General features: G+C 57.9%; 16 protein-coding genes. 6 read left to right on the top strand and 10 right to left on the bottom strand.

Annotated features, from left to right (window positions below):
* Nucleotides 1–181: 181 nt before the first annotated feature.
* From ACR0IO_RS16970 to ACR0IO_RS16935, 8 genes are all read right to left on the bottom strand, one after another.
* The gene (locus ACR0IO_RS16970) at nucleotides 182–595 is read right to left on the bottom strand and encodes a c-type cytochrome (RefSeq protein WP_155146501.1); all 414 of its coding nucleotides are present in this window, start codon (nucleotides 593–595) and stop codon (nucleotides 182–184) included.
* Nucleotides 596–707: 112 nt separating this feature from the next.
* Nucleotides 708–1,724 carry a P1 family peptidase gene (locus ACR0IO_RS16965; RefSeq protein ID WP_480742887.1) on the bottom strand — a complete coding sequence of 339 codons (1,017 nt, stop codon included), beginning with the start codon at nucleotides 1,722–1,724 and terminating at the stop codon, nucleotides 708–710.
* A gap of 28 nt (nucleotides 1,725–1,752) precedes the next feature.
* Nucleotides 1,753–2,499, bottom strand: a complete 747-nt coding sequence (locus tag ACR0IO_RS16960) for an SDR family oxidoreductase (RefSeq protein ID WP_480742885.1) — start codon at nucleotides 2,497–2,499, stop codon at nucleotides 1,753–1,755.
* 60 nt (nucleotides 2,500–2,559) lie between these two features.
* On the bottom strand, nucleotides 2,560–2,979 hold the full coding sequence (gene arfB, locus ACR0IO_RS16955) for an alternative ribosome rescue aminoacyl-tRNA hydrolase ArfB (protein ID WP_480742883.1): 420 nt from the start codon (nucleotides 2,977–2,979) through the stop codon (nucleotides 2,560–2,562).
* Nucleotides 2,980–3,241: 262 nt separating this feature from the next.
* Nucleotides 3,242–3,886 carry a queuosine precursor transporter gene (locus tag ACR0IO_RS16950; protein WP_155146509.1) on the bottom strand — a complete coding sequence of 215 codons (645 nt, stop codon included), beginning with the start codon at nucleotides 3,884–3,886 and terminating at the stop codon, nucleotides 3,242–3,244.
* 96 nt (nucleotides 3,887–3,982) lie between these two features.
* The gene (locus tag ACR0IO_RS16945) at nucleotides 3,983–4,867 is read right to left on the bottom strand and encodes an esterase-like activity of phytase family protein (protein ID WP_480742881.1); all 885 of its coding nucleotides are present in this window, start codon (nucleotides 4,865–4,867) and stop codon (nucleotides 3,983–3,985) included.
* A complete protein-coding gene (mepA, locus tag ACR0IO_RS16940) occupies nucleotides 4,840–5,703 on the bottom strand; it encodes a penicillin-insensitive murein endopeptidase (RefSeq protein ID WP_155146513.1) in 864 nt (287 codons plus the stop codon). Before mepA ends, ACR0IO_RS16945 begins: the two co-directional genes overlap by 28 nt.
* Nucleotides 5,700–7,067: an MFS transporter gene (locus ACR0IO_RS16935; RefSeq protein WP_170336274.1), complete on the bottom strand. Its 1,368-nt coding sequence runs from the start codon at nucleotides 7,065–7,067 to the stop codon at nucleotides 5,700–5,702. Before ACR0IO_RS16935 ends, mepA begins: the two co-directional genes overlap by 4 nt.
* A gap of 129 nt (nucleotides 7,068–7,196) precedes the next feature.
* Here ACR0IO_RS16935 and ACR0IO_RS16930 point away from each other — a divergent pair, with 129 nt between their 5' ends.
* From ACR0IO_RS16930 to yaaA, 3 genes are all read left to right on the top strand, one after another.
* Nucleotides 7,197–7,484, top strand: coding sequence for a YggT family protein (locus tag ACR0IO_RS16930; RefSeq protein ID WP_480742876.1), 288 nt, complete (start codon nucleotides 7,197–7,199; stop codon nucleotides 7,482–7,484).
* Nucleotides 7,485–7,562: 78 nt separating this feature from the next.
* Nucleotides 7,563–9,602: a DNA helicase RecQ gene (recQ, locus tag ACR0IO_RS16925; RefSeq protein WP_480742874.1), complete on the top strand. Its 2,040-nt coding sequence runs from the start codon at nucleotides 7,563–7,565 to the stop codon at nucleotides 9,600–9,602.
* 33 nt (nucleotides 9,603–9,635) lie between these two features.
* A complete protein-coding gene (gene yaaA / locus ACR0IO_RS16920) occupies nucleotides 9,636–10,406 on the top strand; it encodes a peroxide stress protein YaaA (protein WP_480742872.1) in 771 nt (256 codons plus the stop codon).
* Here yaaA and ACR0IO_RS16915 read toward each other — a convergent pair.
* Both ACR0IO_RS16915 and ACR0IO_RS16910 read right to left on the bottom strand, forming a co-directional pair.
* Entirely contained in the window at nucleotides 10,397–10,858 is a 462-nt protein-coding gene (locus tag ACR0IO_RS16915; protein ID WP_480742869.1) for a VOC family protein, read from the bottom strand. The genes yaaA and ACR0IO_RS16915 overlap by 10 nt on opposite strands.
* Before the next feature lie 9 nt (nucleotides 10,859–10,867).
* Nucleotides 10,868–13,081 (bottom strand): response regulator, encoded by a 2,214-nt coding sequence (locus tag ACR0IO_RS16910; protein ID WP_480742867.1) that lies wholly within the window; start codon nucleotides 13,079–13,081, stop codon nucleotides 10,868–10,870.
* A 115-nt stretch (nucleotides 13,082–13,196) separates the two neighbouring features.
* Here ACR0IO_RS16910 and ACR0IO_RS16905 point away from each other — a divergent pair, with 115 nt between their 5' ends.
* The 3 genes from ACR0IO_RS16905 to pbpC are packed head-to-tail and all read left to right on the top strand — an operon-like array spanning nucleotide 13,197 to nucleotide 21,212.
* Complete coding sequence (locus ACR0IO_RS16905) at nucleotides 13,197–18,623, top strand: alpha-2-macroglobulin family protein (RefSeq protein WP_480742864.1); 5,427 nt, start codon at nucleotides 13,197–13,199, stop codon at nucleotides 18,621–18,623.
* Nucleotides 18,620–19,183 (top strand): putative glycolipid-binding domain-containing protein, encoded by a 564-nt coding sequence (locus tag ACR0IO_RS16900; RefSeq protein WP_480742862.1) that lies wholly within the window; start codon nucleotides 18,620–18,622, stop codon nucleotides 19,181–19,183. The genes ACR0IO_RS16905 and ACR0IO_RS16900 overlap by 4 nt, the downstream gene beginning before the upstream one ends.
* Nucleotides 19,176–21,212, top strand: a complete 2,037-nt coding sequence (pbpC, locus tag ACR0IO_RS16895; RefSeq protein WP_480742860.1) for a penicillin-binding protein 1C — start codon at nucleotides 19,176–19,178, stop codon at nucleotides 21,210–21,212. The genes ACR0IO_RS16900 and pbpC overlap by 8 nt, the downstream gene beginning before the upstream one ends.
* The last annotated feature ends 6 nt before the right edge of the window (nucleotides 21,213–21,218 follow it).

The following is a 21,218-nucleotide window of genomic DNA, read 5'->3' as shown; positions in this document are numbered from 1 at the left end:
CGGCAATGGCGGGTGTGGCTGTGGCCAGGTCGGCTTGGCGTTTCATTGCAAAGTACGGGCGTGGGTAGCACCACAATCCGCGTATCTCCAAGGTGGCGCTGATCCTGCTTATGATCAAGCGCACGAAAGGCCGCAGGTGCTGCGGCCTCTCAGAACTTTAGAAACGACTTAGGACCAGGCGTTATTCGCCCGAAACGCTGACGATATAGGCGTATACGTCCTCTGCACCCTTCTTAAGCTTGAAGGTCATTTTGGACTTGGCAGAAGTTTCGCCCAGGTAGTCTTTCAGGAACGCTTTGGGATCCTGCGCATATTCGACAAAGTTTGCCTCATCCCAGACCAGTCCGTTTTCCCCGGCTTCTACGATGCTGTCACCGTATTTGAAGCCCTCGACGGTACCCGCGGTGCGTCCTGCGATACCATACAGGTTCGGCCCGGTTTTACCGCCCTTGACGATCACCTCACCGTCAGGATCAGCGATCATGTGGCAGGATTTGCATTTGTTGAAGGTTTTCTTGCCAGCCTCTGCATCGCCTTCGGCATAGGCGGGTACGGCCAAAAGGCCCACAAGTGCTGTTGCGAGGATGCGATTCATAGCTTTGCTCCGATACGTATTGGCTGACCTGAATGGAGCGCTGGCACGGGGGAGAGTCAACGCGCAGATTGCCGCGCGATGGCAGAGTGTCGCTGCGGCATATACGCCAAAGTCAATCGATGTCGTGCAATTCCGACCAACAGGGCAGCAGGTCCCCTTCTGCGGGCGTCGCAAGATAGATTGCCCTTGCAATGGCCCGGGCCAGACACAGCGATGCGATATGACCCAAAAGGCCAAGTTCTGCATCGGTTTCCAGAGTGCGCGATCCCGTGCTGACCCCGAACACGAGATCCCCATCGCCCGGAGTATGTGCCGGGACAATGGCCCGCGCGATCCCGTCATGCGCAGCCACCGATAGGCGATGGCACTGCGGCTTGGTGAGGGCAGCATCGGTTGCCACAATTGCAATTGTTGTATTGGTTTGCTCTGGCGCGGCGGGGCGCATTGCTTCGGCCTTGCGGCTGAACGGGTGACGCCCCAGCCCCGATGACGGATCCGGGCCAAGCCCACCGAACTCGTCACCGAGCTCGAATGGCGCAGCCCAGAAATGGCGATCCCCCGGCGTGGCGACACTGCCTAGCGGATTGGCTGCAACCAGCGCACCCACTGTGATGCCGTTATCCATTCGCATCGAGGCAGAACCAAGCCCACCCTTGTGCATGGCAGCCAATGCTCCAGTTCCCGCCCCAACGGTTCCAAGGGCGAAATCCTCTGCAGCGCATTCAAATGCTGCCTGCCCGAGCGCACGGTAGGGGTTGTCCCTCCAATTCTTGTCACCACCGTTGAGCAGATCGAACAAAATCGCGCCGGGAACAATTGGCACGATTGCGTTGCCGACAGGAAATCCACGCTTTCGGCGCCGCAATGCATCCGAGACACCTGAACAGGCGTCGAGGCCAAAGGCTGACCCACCGGACAAGGCAATCGCATCCACGCGAGACACCGTTTTATCTGGCGCCAGAAGATCGGTTTCCCGTGTTCCCGGTGCCCCACCCATCACATGGACCGACGCAGCAAATGGCTTTTCCGCGGTCAGAACAGTTGTCCCGGATTTCAGGGACGCGTCCTGAGCGTTGCCGACCAACAAGCCGGGCACATCGGTAATCAGGTTTCTGGGTCCGGGGGTCATCACGTCACCTCCACTAAACAGTTTGAGGTCAGATGCACCGCCCGCCATCCACTTCCAGCGCGGCTCCGGTAATCATGCTGGCCTCGTCCGAACACAGGAAACAAGCGGCGTTGGCCATATCCTCTGGCGTCGAGAATCGACCCAATGGAATCGTCGACAGAAATTTGGCACGAATTTCGGGCGTGTCTTGCCCCATGAATGATTTCAGCAAGGGGGTCTCACCCGCCACAGGACAGATTGCATTCACGCGCACGCCAGCGGGCGCAAGTTCCACAGCCATGGTCTTGGTGGCGGTGATCATCCAGCCTTTGGAGGCATTGTACCAATTGAGATTTGGGCGCGGCGACAATCCAGCGGTTGAAGCAACGTTCAGAACCGCGCCAACCCCCCGTGACTTCATATGTGGCATCAGGGCGCGCGCGGTCAGGTACACCGATTTCATGTTCACGTTGTAAACGCGGTCGAAATCCTCTTCGCTGACGTCTTCCAGCGGGGTTGGCAGATGTGTGACGCCGGCATTGTTCACCAGAATGTCGAGATGCCCGAACCCTGCAAGCGCAGCATCCGCCATGTCCTGTACTGACGCGCCATCTGCAACATCGACCTGCTGCGAGACTGCCTGAGGCCCGAGCCGATGTGCCAGTTCAGCGGCCGCCTCACCATTGATATCCGCGATCATCACACGGGCACCCTCGACCAGGAATTTCTCGACAATCCCGGCACCAAACCCCGAGGCGCCACCGGTCACGATTGCGGTTTTTCCCTCTAACCTCATGATCTTGCCCTCTGATCCCTGTTGTGGGTCAGACTAGCAATGCCGCAAAAAGATACCAGTTCATTCTTCAGAGACTTTTCCACGCATCGCCTTCACATCCGATCGTGCTTTTTTGGCTGCCAACCGGCGTTTGACCGATCCATAGGTGGGTTTGGTGGCAATCCGCCGCTTGGGCTTGACCAGAGCGCGGGCGATCAATTCTGCCAGACGTGTCCGGGCGATCTCACGGTTGCGTGCCTGCGATCGGGTTTCCTCACACTGGATGATAATCGCCCCCTCTTTGGTCCAGCGCCGACCGGCCAACCGCTTGAGCCGCGTTTTGACCGGATCCGGCAGAGAGGGTGAGCGCGCGGCCTCGAACCGCAATTCAACAGCGGTCGAGACCTTGTTCACGTTCTGCCCGCCGGGGCCCGATGAGCGTACAAAGCTCTCGGTCATTTCCCAGTCCTGCAGGGTGATATCGTCTGAAACGCGTAACATGGCGCAATATTAAGATCCGGTTGCGGGAACGAAAAGGGCCGCCCCAATGGAACGGCCCTTCGAAAGCATAGGAGGTGGGGTCGGTTAGATCAATCGACCAGCCGGAGCGAGCGCTCCGCCAAGGGCTGCCTCAGCAGATTTTCCCCCCGGTTGTTCCGACACCTCTCTCCAATCTCTTTCTCGACACTGGATCACCTCCTTTTCTATCTGTTGCGGTTAACAATGAGCGTGACACAAGTTGTGCCATTCTCAAAGCACTTTTTTATGCAGCCTGCGCAGTCAGCCGCGCAACGATCACCTTGAACGGGATCAGCGCGATCAGAGCCAGCGAAAGTTTCACCAGCCAGTCTGCAAAGGCCAGTGTCACCCAAAGCGGCGCCATCGGGCCGGACAGCATGAATGGAACAGGTTCCCACGCCCAGCTAATCGCAGCATCCGCATCAGCGCCGAATACTGTGACCGAAGCCGAGAAGGCGATGGTAAAGAACAGCGTGGTATCCAGCGCCGATCCGACCAGCGTCGATGCCAGCGGTGCACGCCACCAACGCCCGCCACGCAGCGAATTGAATACGGTGATGTCGGCCAACTGAGCGATCAGGAAAGCCGTTCCCGATGCAACGGCGACCCGCAATGGTACGGCAGCATAGGTAAAGCCGTCGCCCTGAAGCATGATCTGTGTACCGATCAGCGAGCAGACGACACCGGTCAGAAAGCCGGCAAACACGACCTTGCGGGCCGGGCCAACGCCGTAGACGCGGTTCATGATGTCATTGACCAGAAAGGCCAGCGGATACGTAAATGCGCCCCAGGTCAACAGACCATCGAGCAGCAGAAACTGAACCAGAATGTTCGAGGCCACAACAATGGCGGCCATGGCAATAATGCCGGGTATATAAGCGCGTTGCATTTTCAGATGCCCGTTTTGACAAGGTAGCGGCGACTTGGCCAAGGGTTCATCCCAAGGCAAGCCGCGCTTTTAGACTCTGGGATTGTGTTTGGCAAGTCAGTCCGGCAGCAGATACTCAACCAGCTCTGTGCGCTGCAAAACCAGAAAGTTGTCGTCCGAAATCATCGTGGCACGCAACCGCCCCTGAGGGTCGCGCCAAATCGACAATCCCTCAAGATTGTCATGCGTCCCAGTGCCAGTCTCGATCAGGATCTCTTCGGATTTGGGCATGTCCTCCTCAACCTGCCAGCGGCGCAGGCGCGAACGAAAGCCGGTCAAAGAGACCGAACGCTCCAACACGTAGAACCGCCCATCGGGACCGAAATCGGCGGCCACGGGCAGGAACCCACCTCGCTGAGGCAGGACAAACGGCGTTGACCAGGCCTGCCCGTTCCAGCGGTAAACAGGAATATCTCCCTCAGCCGTCCTGCTCTTTTCGGTCAGGGTGTAAAGGCGGCTCCGGTCATCAATCGCCAGCCCCTCGAAAGACCCGTTGCGATCAAGTGTTTCAAAAGCCTTGGGTCGCGGCAGTACGCGTGCCCGGGCACCGGGCGCTGCATAGTGTGCAACCCGGTGGACGCCCTCGAATGAAATGTAAAACGACCCGTCCGGAGCGATTGCAATCCCTTCGGAGTCCCCGGCCCAGCCCAACATGATACGGCCCTTGCTCGAGAGTACAGGCCAGTGGCCCAATATCTCGATCCCGGCGATCTGGTCCTCATCACGCTCAATTCGGGCGGTCACAAGGGTTGCCCGGTCGCTGAGTGCGATCATTTGGCGTCCATCGTCAGAGATATGGATGGCGGAGAAACCGCCAAACCAATCGGCATTGTGACGCCAGACATAGCTATCGAGAGGGGTGGCTGTTTTAACTTCAACCGCCCAAACCGAACCTGCCAGCAGCAGCGCTGCAATCAGTTGGATTGCAGAACCGATGTACATTGCTGCGGCAAATCGGCCAGAACGTATTCGCGTCGTTTCTTAGGCGCCGGAGCGTTGGGGTCCGGTGGCGGTGGGTTCAGGATGTTGCGCACCCATTGCTGCGCCTCGGCACAACCATCTCCTTTGGGTGGCGCGTCCTGATTGACACAGCCCTTGGATCCTCGGGGACACTTCAAACGAACATGGAAATGATAATGATGTCCCCACCAGGGGCGTATCTTGCGCAGATATGCCCGGTTGCCCTTTTCATCGTTGCACATCTGAACCTTGGCCCCTGGAAAGACAAAGATGCGCGCTACGCGCTTGTCCTTGGCAGCCTCACGCAAAACGGCGTGGTGCTGTTTGGTCCAGTTGCCGTTCACATAGGCCCCGTTGGCGCGGCGCAACGAGATCGATGAGATGTTTTCGCGTGCCTTGCGGCTGAGACGCATGTTGTCCCCAGGAAGCATCCATATATCGATATCCAATCCCAGCTGATGGCTGCGGTGTCCGGATGTCATCGGCCCGCCACGCGGCTGGCTGATATCCCCGATATAGAGACCGTTCCAACCCGGTTGTTTGGCTGCGAATTTGCTGAGGTCCTGCACATAGTCGATCGCATCGGGGTGCCCCCAATTGCGATTGCGCGACAGGCGCATGGCCTGCCATGTCGGTCCGGTCTCGGCCAGTTGCACCGATCCGGCAGCACATCCGCGCGAATAACTGCCGAAGGCGGCCGGTTTCTGCTGTGAACTTTGCTTTTGTGCCCCGAACAGTTGCTTAGCAAGGGGCTGCGCCCCTGCGGTGCCTGCCAAAGCGATTGTTGCCAGTATTGCCAAAAATCGTAGTAAAATCATCTGCTCTGATCCCCTTCCGGTCTTACCCAGCGCATCAGGAATAGCCCCAGAATAAACAACAGAACGATAGGTGACACCCCCAGTCTTGCGCTACCGGTCACGGTTGTTGCAATCCCGATCAGCATCGGCGCGGCAAAGGCAGTAGCACGGCCCGAAAGACCATAGAGCCCAAAGCTCTCGACCGGGGCCTTGGGGTCGGTATGACGCACCATCATTGAACGGCTGGCAGATTGCAGAATGCCGCCCATCCCGCCGATCAGAACGCCGCAGCCAAAGAAAACCATGTCGGGCAGGCCGGATCCCTCGGGCAAAGCGATCCCGAAAATCTGGGTCCGGTCCATCGAGACGATGGTTGTGCAAACAAAGATCAGAACCCAGATGGCCACCAAAATCACTGGTTTAGGGCCGTATTTCTTGTCCAGTTTCCCCCCGACCCATGAAAAGGCAGCGGCCGCCAGAACGCTGACGATACCAAAGACCCCGATCTTAATCAGGTCCCACTCCAGAACCAGCCGCGCATAGACGCCACCAAAAGTATAAAGCCCGTTCAGAGCATCCCGATAAAACATGGATGAACCCAGGTAGCTGGCCAGACTGACCCGGTGCCGCAGGTTCGAGATGGATTTGGCCAAAATGCTTAGCGCCTCACCCACGCTGCCTCTTTGGTCTTTTGGCGCATCATCCCGGACCCAAAGGAAGTAAGGCACCATGAACAGGATGAACCAGCCAGCAGTGAAGGGCCCTACAAAACGCGTGCCCTGCTGCGTAGAAGCGTCGAGACCAAACACCGGGTCTATTCCGATCAATGTCTTGCCATTGGCCTGTTCGACAAAAAGCGCCAGCATGATCGCCAGTGAGATCAGGCCGCCGAAATAGCCGAAGGCAAAGCCCGATCCCGAAATCTCACCCACTTCGTTGTCATCCCCCAGATCGGGCAGCTGAGAGTTGATGAAGATCAGTGCATATTCCGCGCCAATAAAGCCCACCCCGAATGCGGAAAGCATCAGCCACATGTTCGAGCCGTCGGGCATTGTGTACCACAGCGCCGCCGACCCCACTGCATACATGACCGAAAAAGCGAATATCCAAGGAATACGCCGCCCCGATACATCGGCCATGGCCCCCATCAACGGGGCGCCGAAAGCGATGATCAGACCGATGATGGTCATGCAATTGGCCCAAACCGTCTGCGCCCGTGCATCAGCGGCATCGCCGTCCAGACCAGCCGTCAGATAATACTCTGCCGCGACCCCGGCGAAATAAGGACCGAATACGAAAGTCACCAACAGCGTGTGGTATGGCTGACTGGCCCAGTCGAAAAACCACCAGCCCCAAATGCGCTTGCGCTTGGATATTTCTGCCATCACTGCCCCACAACGTCTTTGTTCTTATAAGACGGGCCTTTGGATCATTTCGCAAGCGTTCTGTTGGGACAGCCTTGCTCTTTGTCGCGGGTGCGCTTACCTCTCATCAGATGTGAAAACGGAGTTCCCATGCTGTCGCTGATCCAAATACTGTTGCTGATCCTGAACATTGTCTGGTTCATCATTCTTGCCCATGTGATCATGAGCTGGCTGATCAACTTTCAGGTGCTCAACCTGCACCAACAGCTGGTAGCGCAGATATGGTACGGCCTGAACCGTATTCTGGAGCCCGTTTACGGGCCAATCCGCCGAATTCTGCCCAATATGGGTGGGTTGGATCTGACACCCTTAGTAGTGCTTATTGGTGTCTATGCGTTGCGGATCATTCTCATAAACAATGCGGTCTATTTCTACTGACCTCTTGTTCACAGATTCTTAGTATGTGATGGTTCTGTCTTAAGAGCAGATAAACCTTAAAACAGGGCCACCCCGCGCATGTTCGACGCCGCACCTATGCTGCGAGATGTCTTTGGATTCGACGACTTCCGCCCCGGGCAGGAAGAGATCGTCGATGCCGTGACCGCCGGCGAAAATGTGTTGGCGATCATGCCCACGGGTGGCGGCAAATCCCTGTGTTATCAACTGCCTGCCCTGATGCGGGATGGTGTGACGGTGGTGATCTCACCACTGATCGCCCTGATGCGCGATCAGGTGCGCGGGTTGCAAGAGGCCGGGGTCGAGGCCGGAGCGCTGACCTCGGGCAACACGCCGGAAGAAACCGATGCCGTATGGGACGCGTTGGAGGCCGGGCGGCTGAAACTGCTTTACATGGCGCCGGAACGCCTCGCGGCCGGGTCCGCGCTAGGGATGCTGCGTCGGATCAACGTGAACCTCATCGCCGTGGACGAGGCGCATTGCGTCAGCCAATGGGGCCATGATTTCCGCCCTGATTACCTGCGGATCGGAGAGCTGCGCCGCGCGCTGAACGTGCCTCTGGCGGCTTTCACGGCAACGGCTGATGCCGAAACGCAGGATGAGATCGTCGAAAAGCTGTTCGACGGCGCTCCGCCCAACAAATTCCTGCGCGGGTTTGATCGCCCCAATATTCACCTGGCTTTTTCCTCCAAGGATGGCCCTCGCAAGCAAATCCTCGACTTCGCCGAAGCTCGTAAAGGCCAGTCGGGCATTGTCTATTGCGGCACCCGCAACAAAACCGAGGTGCTGGCACAGGCCTTGCGCGCCGAGGGGCATTCCGCCTGCCATTACCATGGTGGGATGAAGGCTGAAGATCGCCGCATCGTCGAAACCCGTTTCGCGCGCGAAGATGGTCTGATCGTCGTTGCGACGGTGGCCTTTGGGATGGGTATCGACAAACCGGACATCCGTTGGGTCGCCCATGCTGATCTGCCGAAATCCATTGAGGCCTACTATCAGGAAATCGGTCGCGCGGGCCGCGATGGCGGACCTGCCGAGACCCTGACGCTGTTTGGGCCCGACGATATCCGCCTTCGCCGCTCGCAAATCGACGAAGGGTTGGCCCCGCCGGAACGACGTATGGCAGATCATGCGCGGCTGAACGCCTTGCTGGGATTGGCCGAAGCGCTGGTATGCCGCCGCCAGACCTTGCTGGGATATTTTGGCGAACAGGCTGCGCCCTGCGGTAAATGCGATCTATGCGACAGCCCACCCGAGGTGTTTGACGGCACCACCCCGGTTCGTATGGCCTTGTCCGCGATTTTGCGAACCGAGGAGTGGTTTGGCTCGGGCCATTTGATCGACATCCTGCTGGCCAATGAAACGGACAAAATCCGCGCGCGGCGCCATGATGAGCTTTCGACCTATGGGATCGGCAAGGAATGGTCGCGCCCGCAATGGCAGGCAATATTCCGGCAGATGATGGGACATGATCTGGTGCGTCCTGATCCAGAGCGCCACGGCGCGCTGCGCATGACCGAAGCGGCCAAACCGATCCTGAAAGGCGAGGCACAGATCAGCCTGCGCAAGGACACGCTCCGCAAAGCCGAACGCCGCCCTGCCGTCAAGATGATGGTTTCCGAAGAAGACGCACCGCTGCTATCCGCGCTCAAGGCCAAACGGCGCGCACTAGCGGAATCCGCACGGGTCCCGGCCTATGTCATTTTTCCCGACCGCACACTGATAGAAATGGCTGAAAAACGCCCCGCGACGCTGGACGACATGGCCCGGATTGGTGGTGTTGGAGCAAAAAAGCTGGAGCGCTACGGAGATACGTTCCTTGAGGTGGTCGCAGGAGCGATCGAAGCCGTTCATCCAGCGCGGCGCAGGCTGGCTGGACGCGATCAGGGGGAGATCTATGATCGGTTGCTTGAAGTGCAATCGCAATTGTCGCGGGGTCCGGACGGGATCGACAAGCCATTAACCTGTTCCGCTTCGCAGTTGGCCAAGGTTGCGCAAATGCGCAGCGGCGACGCCCGCGCTTTGGAGCAGCTGTTGGGCGAACGCCGCGCAGAACGTTTTGGCGCGGCGTTTCTGGACGTGCTGCAGATGGCAAGCTAGATACATTCCGAACACGCGAGAACGAGGGCGGATATGCTGGTAGTGATTTCCCCGGCCAAGCGGCTGGACTGGGCTGAACGTGAAGTCGAGGCGACGCAACCCGCCTTTCAGGATGATGCCATTCGCCTGTCAAAAACAGCTCGTAACCTGACCCTCGGTGACCTGAAAAAGCTGATGGATCTGAGCGACGATCTGGCCCGCCTGAATCGCGACAGGTATCGCGCGTTTTCGGATACCCCCGAAGCAAGTATCACAAGACCCGCTGCACTGGCGTTTGCCGGTGACACCTATCAGGGTTTGGAGGCTGCTTCGCTGGATGCTGATGAAATGGCGTGGGCGCAAGATCATCTGCGCATTCTGTCCGGGCTTTATGGCGTGCTGCGCCCGCTGGATGCGATTCAGGCGTATCGACTGGAAATGGGCAGTAAGCTGAAAACCCGGCGCGGTAAGAACCTGTATGAGTACTGGCGCGATCAGCTAAGCAAAGCGCTGAACACGCAAGGCGCAGAGATCGGATCAGATGTATTGGTGAACTGCGCCAGCCAGGAATATTTCGGTGCAGTAGACCCCAAAGCGCTGAAATTGAGGGTCATCACACCTGTATTCATGGAAGACAAAGGCGGCACACCCAAGATCGTCAGTTTCTTTGCCAAGAAAGCACGCGGAGCGATGGCGCGCTATGTCATTCAGCACCGTTTGACCGATACCAACGGCTTGCTGGATTTCGATTCCGGAGGCTATGAATATCGCCCTGAGTTGTCACAAGAAGACAAACCGGTCTTTGTGCGCCCTTATCAGGCCTGATCCAGCATCGACGGGTCATAGGCAACCAGTTCGACTGTGTTGCCTTCTGGATCTTCGGTAAATATTCCCCGCCAACCGATCCAGCCGAATTCCTCTACGCGATAAGGCTGCGCGATTTCGTCATACCAGCGCATCACCGCATCCTGCTCATGAAACGGCAGCGACAATGCGATGTGATGCAGAGCAGATGCACCTCCGGTCACAGGTCGATCCGCTCCGGTGGGATGCAACCCCGGTCGCGGTGCTGCAGTATGGTGAAAGAGGGCCAGTACCTGGGTATGCCCACCGAACCCTTCGGCAATTCGAAAGAAGGTGATGGCGCTGTTGTGATCTCCGCTCAGACGCTCGAGTCCGATCACATGCTCGTAGAATTTCACCATCGCGCCCATGTCGGCGCAACGTATTGCAATCTCACCTAATGCACGGGGGCGGAAACTTCGATCATCACTCATTCAGTGAACCTATTCATCCCTCACAGGATCGACAAGGACGGGCCTGGCGTCTGCCGGGCAATGGCTGGAGATCATGTCACAGATCAGCTTCTTATGCAGCGGTTTGGTAAGGTAGTGATCAAGACCTGCAGCAAGAATGCCCTGATCATCGCCGGCCATCGCATGAGCCGTTAGCGCAACGATAGGAACGTGCCGCCCCGTCCCAATCTCTTGTCGTCGAATTTCACCTGTCGCTTGCTTTCCATCCATTCCAGGCATCGAGATGTCCATGAAAATCAGATCGGGGTCAAAATCACCGAAAGCATCAATGGCTTCCAGCCCGTTAGATACGAATTGCAGGTCGATGTTCAGATTCTTGGTCATCTTTTTGAGGATCAACTGATTGGTTCGATTGTCCTCAGCCGCGAGCACACGCATCATTCTCTGCCCTTCTGAACTGCGCGGTGACAAAGTCACCTCTGTTTCTAGAATGCTGAGTTCAGTCGGTTCAAATGTCGATGTCCCAAGAGCCATCAGGCGCGTGTAAAGCTCGGCCCGGGGAATGGGCTTTTGCAACACACTTTCAATCAGGCGATGCGCAGGATCGGCGTGTATCATGCCCGGATTGGCTGACATCACAACGATAGGAAGGTCGACCCAGCCACGATCGCTTAGGGTTGCAGCAAGCTCCAGCCCATCCATGTCTGGCAGATCATGGTCGCACAAAAGCAGGTCGACCGTGTCATCCACACGCGATAGCGCCTCAGCCCCGGTTTCACAAACCGTCACCCGGGACCCCAGCCTGCGCAGCTGCTTGCTGAGGATGGCCCGATTGGCGGCAAGATCTTCGACCACCAGGACATGTTTCAAACGATCCGCCAGATCAGGCGGTGCGGGTTGAGGTCCCTCGGCTGTGGGCAGGGTTACCCGGAAGCCAAAACATGATCCCTCACCCAAATCACTTTCAACCCAGACCGTTCCGCCCATCATCGTGATCAGGCGTTTGGTGATGGCCAGCCCAAGTCCGGTGCCTTCGAATTCGCGGTTCTTTTCATTTTCTACCTGATTGAACTCGCCAAAAATGTGGCTGATCTTTTCTGCCTCAATGCCGATCCCGGTATCTTCGATCGCGATGTGAATGTCGCAGGTCTGCGCCTCAGCGTTGGGAACACCGGTCACACGGATCAGGACATGCCCGTGCGAGGTAAACTTGACCGCATTGCCCACCAGATTGGTCAGTATCTGTCGAACCCTGCCCGGATCGCCGACAAACAAAGTGGGCAGAAACAGATCGTAATCGACCAGCAGCGTCAGCCCTTTGTCCCGAACGCTGGGCTGAAGCAACATCGCCACTTCAAGAATACAACGCTCCAGATCAAACTGTTCGGGATGCAGGGTCAGCTTGTCCGCTTCGATCTTGGAGTAATCAAGAACATCATTGATAATGACCAGCAATGCCTCACCCGAGTTTCGGATCGTGTTGACATAGAGGCGCTGCTCCTCACCCAGAGGTGTTTCGGTCAGCAACTCTGTCATCCCGACGATCCCGTTCATCGGTGTCCGGATTTCGTGGCTCATGTTGGCCAGAAAAGCTGACTTTGCCCGGTTGGCTGCCTCAGCCCGTTCGCGCGCGGCGTTCAACTCGGCCTCATGCCGGACCGAAGATGTGATGTTCAGGGCAAGGCTCACTACATCGCCGCCCTGCCCGCGCTGATCGATCAACTTGATGTATTGACCGTTCCACAGTTGAATAACGATGGGTGGCGGGTTTGTCCGCGCCCAGCGCGCTAGCATTCTGGCCTGCCATTCCTCAACTGGTTCCGAACCGATATCAACAATGCCCTCACGCGTCATAAGCTCAAGCATTCGAGTATAGGAAATACCAGGCGCGACCTCCTCCAACCCCTCGAACACGCTCAGATATGCGGTGTTGGCGCCAATCAACCGGCTATCGCCGTCAAAAAAGGCAAACCCGTCCTGTATGGTCTGAATCGAATGCCACAATCGACGCTCAGCGACTTCGATCTTGGCGTTTGCAACTGTCAGGTCGGATTTGACCTTTTCGTTTTCATCCCGAACGGTTGCCACTTCGGCCTGCGTTTCGCCTATTTGCCGTGTCAGTGCCATGGCGTGACGGCCCAGTTTGCGATTTGCGGCAGACAATTCTGCCTGCTTGAGGTCAAGCAATCGCTCTGCCGCCAATCTGGCGCGTCGTTCTTTTGCAAGTTTGTCTGCAAGACTCATCTGTCTTATCCCGGGTCAGTCTGAAGACAGCATTCCGGCAGAGCGTGAAAAAGTGTTTAAGCCGTTGCAATGGAAAGGGCGCTCATGCGACGATCTTGCCAAATAGGAGGTCGTGATGCGCCGCTTTGTTTTGACTTCAATTGCTTCTTTTCTTTCAATTTTTCTGCAAACCGCTCTGGTTCAGGCTCAGTCTTTGGTGCCAGAGTTCCGCTATATCACCACACGGGATGCGGACTTTTATGGCTCGGATCTGGATGCGCTGTTCGATACCGATTTGAAATCGTGCATTCAGGCCTGTTCGGCCAACGCAAACTGTACTGCATTTACCTACAATACCCGTTCAGATGCCTGTTTCCCCAAGAGCGGAGTAAACCGTCAGGAACCTTACGAAGGCGCGTTGTCCGCTCAAAAGATCTCGACGCCAGAACAGACCCTAACATTGGCGAGAACGCGCGCCGAAGCCCTTGGATTTCTGCGCCCATCCGATCTCGAAAGCGCTGGCCAACAATCCCGGGATCTGGGTTTTCTTCACACCGCAGGTGGACAAGATCTGAATGCCGTACTGGGGGCTGCAAGAAGTGCCGGCAATGCAACGCAGGCAATGCAATGGACCGGTATTGCAGTTTCGCTTAGCGATGCGCCCGATCTCTGGGTCGAATACGCCCGATTGCTATTGGCCATTTCACCGTCTGGCTGGAATGAAAAGCGAGACATGAGGCAGCGCGCGCTGAATGCGTCGATCAACGGGTACCTGCGCGCCGAAAACCCCGGAACACAGATCGCCGCGCTTATGGTGATGGCAAATGCGCTTGAAGAAAGCGAACGCGGTCGGGATATGATCCCCGCCCTGAGGCTAGCCGAACAGGTCCAGCCGCGCGAAGATGTGCTGGCGGCGTTGACCGATGCGATCGGGAAATACGGGTTCCGCGTTGTCGACAGCAGTGTCGAAAGCAACGCTGCTGCACCCCGCATCTGTGTCGAGTTTTCAGAAAAACTGATCAAAGCGGGCGTTGATTACGACCCCTTCGTACAACGCAATAATGACGGGTTAGTGGTACAAGCCGATGGGTCTCAGCTCTGTGTTGACGGCGTTGAACACGGCAAGCGCTATCGCATGACCCTGCGACAAGGTCTGCCCTCTGCATCCGGCGAAACCCTGAACCGCGATGTGGAACTGACGCATTATGTACGCGATCGCGCGCCGTCGGTCCGGTTTCCGGGTCGCAGCTATGTGCTGCCGAAATCCGCAGACGCGGCTTTGCCGGTCGAGACAGTGAATACCACCACCTTGGACCTGACATTGCGCCGGGTCAGCGACCGCAATCTCCTGCGTTCCGTGCAACAGGATTTCTTTGGCCGCCCGCTTAGCCAATGGGAAGAAGAGGAGTTCTCGGACGAAATCGCCGAAGCGATCTGGACTGGTACTGCGCAGGTCGCTTCAGAGCTGAACCAGGACATGACTGCCCGCCTGCCTATGGCCGAGGCGATCGCAGAGCAGCCGGCAGGCATATATGCTTTGACTGCTCGGGTTCCGGGGGCGGATCCATATGATGATCCGGGGGCGACCCAGTGGTTTGTTCTGTCCGATCTGGGAATCAGCACTGCACTTGGCACTGATGGCCTGCACGTCACCGTTCGCGGGCTTCATAATGCAGAGCCACGTGAGGGTGTCGATATATCGCTTGTGTCCAACGCGAACGCGGTGATCGCAACCGCCCAAACGGATGCCCAAGGGTATGCGCGTTTTGATCCCGGTCTGACCCGCGGAACCGGGGCGAGCGCGCCTGCGTTGGTCATGGCAATCGATGGTGATACGGATTTCAGCTTCTTGTCCCTGACCGATCCCGCCTTTGACCTGTCTGATCGTGGCGTCGAGGGCCGTGCGCCCGCCGGTCCGGTGGATGTTTTCCTGGCCACTGATCGCGGCGCTTATCGCGCGGGCGAGACAATCCATGTCACAGCCCTGTCGCGCGATGGTACGGCACAAGCGATTGAAGGTCTGCCGCTGACCGCGATCCTGCATCGACCTGACGGAGTTGAATATCGACGCGTCATTTCGGATGGCGGCGTGGCTGGGGGGCATGTCTTTGCGCTGCCCGTCGCAGCGGATGTGCCGCGCGGTGCATGGCGGATCGAGATTAAGTCGGACCCAAAGGGTGAGGCGCTAGCGCGTGAAACCGTTCTGGTCGAAGATTTTCTGCCTGAACGCATCGACTTTGAACTTACCCTGCCAAATGCACCCCTACGTCCGGGCGACACGCCGCCGTTGAATATTGATGCCCGTTATCTGTTTGGTGCGCCGGGTTCCGACCTGACCATCGACGGACAGGTGATTGCGCGCCCTGCTGAAACCGTTCCCGGCTATGATGGATACCGTTTTGGTCGCTATGATGCCGAGATTTCAACCAAAAGCAGTTACTTCGGAGATGCGCGTACTAATGCTGCAGGCCTCGCCACGATTCCGATTGAAATCCCCAATTTAGAGACTGAAGGAAAACCAATAGAGGCAACGGTTATTGCCCGATTGGCGGATGGATCAGGCCGCCCGGTCGAACGTCGCCTCACTGCACCCGTCCTGCCGCCCCAATCGGTAATTGGCATCAAACCCATGTTTGATGACGTGATCGCTGAGGGCACAGAAGCATCCTTCCAGATCGTCGGGTTGTCCCCTGATCTTTCACCCAACCCAATGCGCCTGCGCTGGACACTGAACCGGGTCGAAACACGCTATCAATGGTACCAGCTCTATGGAAACTGGAATTGGGAACCAACCACCCGACGTACCCGCGTGGCGACGGGTGAGGTTGATTTCACGTCTGAGCCATTGACGCTGAACCAGCCGGTCGACTGGGGTCGATATGAATTGGTCGTACAGCGCGTGGATGGCACTTATGCAGAATCGGCTGTCGATTTTTATGCGGGCTGGTACCAGGCTGCAGATGCTTCGACCTCACCAGATCGGCTGGAAATGTCGCTGGATCGCGACAGCTATCGCCCGGGGGAAACGGCACAATTGCGGATCGTACCGCGCATGGCAGGCATCGCACAGATCGAGGTCCTGTCGAACCGGCTGATACACCGCCGGATGATAAACGTCCCAGAGGGTGAAAGCGTGATCCCACTGGAGATCACCGAAGATTGGGGTACTGGTGCCTACGTCACGGCAACGGTCATCCGCCCCATGGATGTCACTGCCGGGCAAAATCCAGCCCGCTCAATGGGTGTGGCACATGCCACCATCGATCCGGGAGTTCGCAAGCTGAATGTCAGTATCGATGTGCCCGAGGTCAGCGCGCCCCGACACACGCAAGAAGCGCACGTCAAGGTCGAAAACTACACCAAAGGTGATCCTGTCTGGCTGACAGTCGCAGCGGTAGATGTCGGCATCCTGAACCTCACCGGTTTCAAGAGCCCTGACCCGCAGGGATACTATTTCGGGCAACGCCGGTTGGGTGTCGAACTGCGTGACGTATACGGCCGCCTGATTGATGGCATGAACGGCGCAATGGGAACCATTCGATCGGGTGGTGACAATGATGCCGGGATGCGGCGCCAATCACCTCCTCCGACGCAGGATCTGATGGCAGTTTTCAGCGGACCGGTTCAGGTGAACGAAAACGGTGAAGCCGTGATCGATATCCCGCTACCAGCCTTCAATGGTACCGTGCGGCTGATGGCGGTTGCCTGGTCCAAATCTGCGGTGGGGCAGGCTGAGGCCGAGATGATTGTTCGCGACCCGGTCGTTGTCACTGCAAGCCTGCCGCGTTTCCTTGCCCCCGGCGACCAAAGCCGGATGCTGCTGGAAATCATACATGCGGATGGTCCGGCCGGTGAAATGGCGCTGGGTCTGGCAGCTTCAAACGGACTTGAGCTTGGAACTGCACCCGGTACCTTCACACTGGATACCGGTGGCAAAGCCGTTTTCGAGGTGCCGATCCGGGCGAACGCGGTCGGTGACCCTGAAATCAGCGTTTCGATCACCACTCCGGATGGTCGGGATTTGTCGCAGACCTTGCGGATGCCTGTTCGTGCGAATGACCCGGTTGTGGCTCTGACACGGCGGTTTTCGCTTGGATCCGGGGAAAGCTTTCTGTTCTCGCAAGATGTGTTCGAAGGGTTTCGACCAGGTACGGCCGGGGCCATATTATCCGCCGGTCCTCTGGCCAAATTCGACACTCCGGGCCTGCTGGATCAGTTGAACCGATATCCCTATGGCTGCACCGAACAGATCACCAGTAAGGCGCTGCCGCTGCTGTATCTGTCTTCGGTCGCACAGGCCTCAGGGCTGGGTGATGGGCCTCAGGTCGACAAACGCATCAATGACTCGATCCGCAGTGTCCTGACGCGTCAGGCCTCGAACGGTGCGTTCGGATTGTGGCGGGCTGAAAGCGGTGATTTTTGGCTGGATGCCTATGTCACCGACTTCCTGTCGCGCGCGCGTGCGCAGGGTCATGAGGTTCCGGACCGGGCCTTTGCACAGGCAATGGACAACCTGCGCAATCGAATCAACTATGCCCCTGATTTCGATGAAGGCGGTCAGGATATCGCCTATGCGCTGATGGTATTGGCGCGGGAAGGTGCGGCCTCGATGGGCGATCTGCGCTATTACGCGGACGTCAAGGGCGACGCATTTGATACCCCACTGGCCGCTGCACAGCTTGGATCGGCACTGGCCTCGTACGGGGATCAGACCCGGGCGGATGCGATGTTCAGCCGTGCAGCACAGATGCTGGCCCAGCGCCCAGCACAAGACCAATATACTTGGCGGGCTGACTACGGCACAAACCTGCGGGATGCGGCGGGTCTGCTGACACTCGCGGTTGATGCCGGCAGTGAGGTCATCGACCGGGATGCCCTGATCCAGCGGGTCAGCGCCGGGCGGACTTACCGTTCGACGCAAGAGGCGGCTTGGTCCCTGCTTGCCGCGCATGCACTGATCTCAACCCCCGAGCAATCCGGGCTGCGGGTCAACGGTTCAGCCGTTGATGGGCCGTTCGTTCAGGTTCTTGAAACCGGATCGGATGATGTTCTCAACATCACCGCAGCAGATGGTGAAACAACCGACATCACGATGACGGTATCAGGTATCCCTGAAATCGCGCCCGAAGCTGGCGGGACGGGCTATGCCATCGACCGTCAATATTACTCGATGGAAGGCGAGCCGCTGAATGCGGGTGAGTTTGTGGTCGGCGATCGGTTTGTCACTGTCCTGACTGTCACACCGTTTGAAAATGGCGGTGCACGGCTGATGATTGATGATCCACTGGCCGCAGGCATAGAGATCGACAACCCCAACCTGTTGCGCTCGGGCGATGTGCGTTCACTGGACTGGCTGAACCTGTCCGAGGCGACGCATACCGAGTTCCGTTCAGACAGGTTCCTTGCCGCTGTTGACGCCTTTGGCCGCCAGCCCGTGACATTGGCCTATGTTGCGCGAGCGGTCACCCCGGGTGAGTTCCATCATCCCGCCGCATCGGTTGAGGATATGTATCGGCCTCAGAACCGTGCCCGGACGGATACAGGCCGGGTCGAAGTGAAATGACAGGCCGGGCAGCCATCGCCACAGCCCATTGGCGGCGGCTGGATCAGCAGGGCACGGACCGCTGCACCCTGTCTCAGCTGGACAGTGGCTGGATTCTGGTCGGTCAGGCAATCTGGCACGATGGCAGCATCGATCACTGCCTGACCTATGATGTGCGCTGCGATCCTGACTGGCATAGCCTGTCTGCGGATGTTGGGGGTGAGTTTGGTGGCCGCGATATCGCCTTGCGTCTTCATCGAACTGCCGAGGGCTGGTTTCTGAATGATAAACTGCAGGAAAACACCGCCGAGTGCATCGATCTTGACCTGAGCTTCACGCCAGCCACCAACCTTTTGCCGCTGCGACGACTGGGTCTGAGGAATACTGCGAGCGCGCCCGTAAAGGCAGCCTGGCTGAAACCTGATCTCGCGTCGATCGCGCAGCTAGACCAGATTTACAGTTGCCTCTCGCAAGAACTGGTCCGGTATTCTTCAACGAATTTTGAGGCTGATCTGCAGGTTCATTCGTCCGGCTTCGTAACCCACTATCCCGAACTCTGGGAAGGATGGGTCGATGCCTAAGGCAACCAGATTACTGCTGTGTCTCGCGGGGTTGCTTTATTTGACCGCTTTTACCCGGGATCGGCTGAATGACTGGGTGAACGCGACCATATTGCCGCCGATCCTCGCAGAAAGCTCGGTTGAGATGCGCGACCGGAATGGCAACCTGCTTCGGGCCTTTCCGGTCGAGGACGGCATCTGGCGCCTGCACCCCGGATCAGTGGATCGCGATTTTGTCGATATGCTGGTTCGGTACGAGGACAAAAGGTTCTGGGCCCATTCAGGCGTCGATCTTTTGGCCATGCTGCGTGCGACCGGGCAAGCGCTGTTGAACGGTCGTACTGTTTCGGGCGGATCAACGTTGACCATGCAGGTTGCACGATTGCTCGAGGATGGCACAACCGGACGCTGGCGTGGCAAAATCCGCCAGATTAGAGTCGCATTGGCGTTGGAACAGCGTCTCAACAAAGAGCAGATTCTGACCCTCTATCTGACCCACGCCCCCTATGGTGGCAATCTCGAAGGGATTCGCGCGGGATCGCGCGCCTGGTTCGGCAAAGATCCTGTCCGTCTCACACCCGCGCAGGCTGCTTTGCTGGTGGCGCTGCCACAATCACCCGAGGCACGCAGACCAGATCGAAAACCAGAAACCGCACGAGAATCGCGTGACCGGGTTCTCCATCGCATGGAAAGACAAGGTGTTCTGAACCGATCTGAGGCGCAGGCGGCGTCATCCGAGCCAGTTCCCCAGCGGATGCGCCCGTTTCCACAACTGGCAGCTCACCTTACTGATCGAGTTCGTCGTCAAAACCCCGAGGCGATGGCCCATGACCTGACCTTGGATGCATCGCTGCAAGCTCAGCTGGAACAGCTTGTTGCACGAACGGCAGCAGGTGCGGGGCCACGTGTTTCAGGCGCGCTGATTGTGGCGGACCATTACAGCGGTGAAATCCTCGCCTCGGTCGGCTCGGCAGGGTATGCGGATGCCCGTCAGGGATTTGTCGACATGACCCAAGCGCTTCGCTCGCCGGGATCAACCTTGAAACCTCTGGTCTACGGCCTTGCCTTCGATCAAGGGCTTGCGCACCCCGAGACCCTGATCAGCGACAGCCCGGTCATGTTCGGGCGCTACGCCCCGCGCAATTTTGACGGTGTGTTTCGGGGTGAGATACGTATACGCGAGGCGCTGCAGCTATCTCTGAATATCCCCGTAATTCGCCTGACACACGAGTTGGGTCCAGCCCGCGTCATGGATGCATTGCGGAAAGCCAAAACCGCGCCAAAACTGCCGGGCGGGACACCGGGCCTTGCCATTTCTCTGGGCGGCGTTGGCCTCAGCCTGCAAGACCTCGTTCAACTCTACACAGCAATGGCGGCAGGAGGGGAAGGCCCCGTTCTGCATCATCTGGAATTGAGCGAGCAATTACAGACCCACCGGATTCTGACAGAACCAGCCGCCTGGCAGATCGGCAACATCCTGTCGGGGCTTAACCCGCCTCCCGGGGCTCCTCCTGGCCAGCTGGCTTACAAAACCGGCACCTCTTACGGACATCGGGATGCTTGGGCCATTGGATATGACGGGCAGCATGTGGTCGGTGTTTGGTTGGGACGGGCGGATGGCACGCCGGTGCCCGGAGCCTTTGGTGGTGAACTGGCCGCGCCATTGCTGTTCGAGGCTTTTGGGCGCCTTAAACCGGACTTTGAACCGCTCGCGCCTCCACCCCCTTCGACCTTGATTGTGGGCGCCGCTGAATTGCCCACTCCGCTACAGAGATTCCGGCCGCGCTCGGCTGCTTTCGCTGATAATGCAGCCGCACCACAGGTGTTGTTTCCCCCTGATGGTGCCGTATTAGAGACACATAGTGACACGCTTACCATCAAACTGCGCGGTGGCTCGCGTCCATTTTCAGTCCTTGCTGACGGGATACCGATCCTGACGGGGCAACGTCAGCGAGAGTTTGAGATCCCCAACCCCGGGCGCGGCTTCGCTTCGCTGGTTGTTGTTGATGCACAGGGACAATCCGACCGGGTTTCGATACAAATTGAGTGAAAGGGT

Source organism: Ruegeria sp. CE12 (assembly GCF_056537525.1).
Note: the sequence above shows the minus strand (reverse complement) of the source record. Positions and strands in the feature narration are given on the sequence as shown.

Bases quoted from the DNA above. Each gene is read 5' to 3' on its own strand.
- ACR0IO_RS16910 (WP_480742867.1), bottom strand. From the start codon at position 13,081: ATGAGTCTTGCAGACAAACTTGCAAAAGAACGACGCGCCAGATTGGCG.
- ACR0IO_RS16900 (WP_480742862.1), top strand. From the start codon at position 18,620: ATGACAGGCCGGGCAGCCATCGCCACAGCCCATTGGCGGCGGCTGGAT.
- ACR0IO_RS16960 (WP_480742885.1), bottom strand. From the start codon at position 2,499: ATGAGGTTAGAGGGAAAAACCGCAATCGTGACCGGTGGCGCCTCGGGG.
- arfB (WP_480742883.1), bottom strand. From the start codon at position 2,979: ATGTTACGCGTTTCAGACGATATCACCCTGCAGGACTGGGAAATGACC.
- ACR0IO_RS16930 (WP_480742876.1), top strand. From the start codon at position 7,197: ATGCTGTCGCTGATCCAAATACTGTTGCTGATCCTGAACATTGTCTGG.
- ACR0IO_RS16905 (WP_480742864.1), top strand. From the start codon at position 13,197: ATGCGCCGCTTTGTTTTGACTTCAATTGCTTCTTTTCTTTCAATTTTT.
- ACR0IO_RS16915 (WP_480742869.1), bottom strand. From the start codon at position 10,858: ATGAGTGATGATCGAAGTTTCCGCCCCCGTGCATTAGGTGAGATTGCA.
- ACR0IO_RS16965 (WP_480742887.1), bottom strand. From the start codon at position 1,724: ATGACCCCCGGACCCAGAAACCTGATTACCGATGTGCCCGGCTTGTTG.
- recQ (WP_480742874.1), top strand. From the start codon at position 7,563: ATGTTCGACGCCGCACCTATGCTGCGAGATGTCTTTGGATTCGACGAC.
- ACR0IO_RS16935 (WP_170336274.1), bottom strand. From the start codon at position 7,067: ATGGCAGAAATATCCAAGCGCAAGCGCATTTGGGGCTGGTGGTTTTTC.
- mepA (WP_155146513.1), bottom strand. From the start codon at position 5,703: ATGATTTTACTACGATTTTTGGCAATACTGGCAACAATCGCTTTGGCA.
- yaaA (WP_480742872.1), top strand. From the start codon at position 9,636: ATGCTGGTAGTGATTTCCCCGGCCAAGCGGCTGGACTGGGCTGAACGT.
- ACR0IO_RS16945 (WP_480742881.1), bottom strand. From the start codon at position 4,867: ATGTACATCGGTTCTGCAATCCAACTGATTGCAGCGCTGCTGCTGGCA.
- ACR0IO_RS16950 (WP_155146509.1), bottom strand. From the start codon at position 3,886: ATGCAACGCGCTTATATACCCGGCATTATTGCCATGGCCGCCATTGTT.
- ACR0IO_RS16970 (WP_155146501.1), bottom strand. From the start codon at position 595: ATGAATCGCATCCTCGCAACAGCACTTGTGGGCCTTTTGGCCGTACCC.
- pbpC (WP_480742860.1), top strand. From the start codon at position 19,176: ATGCCTAAGGCAACCAGATTACTGCTGTGTCTCGCGGGGTTGCTTTAT.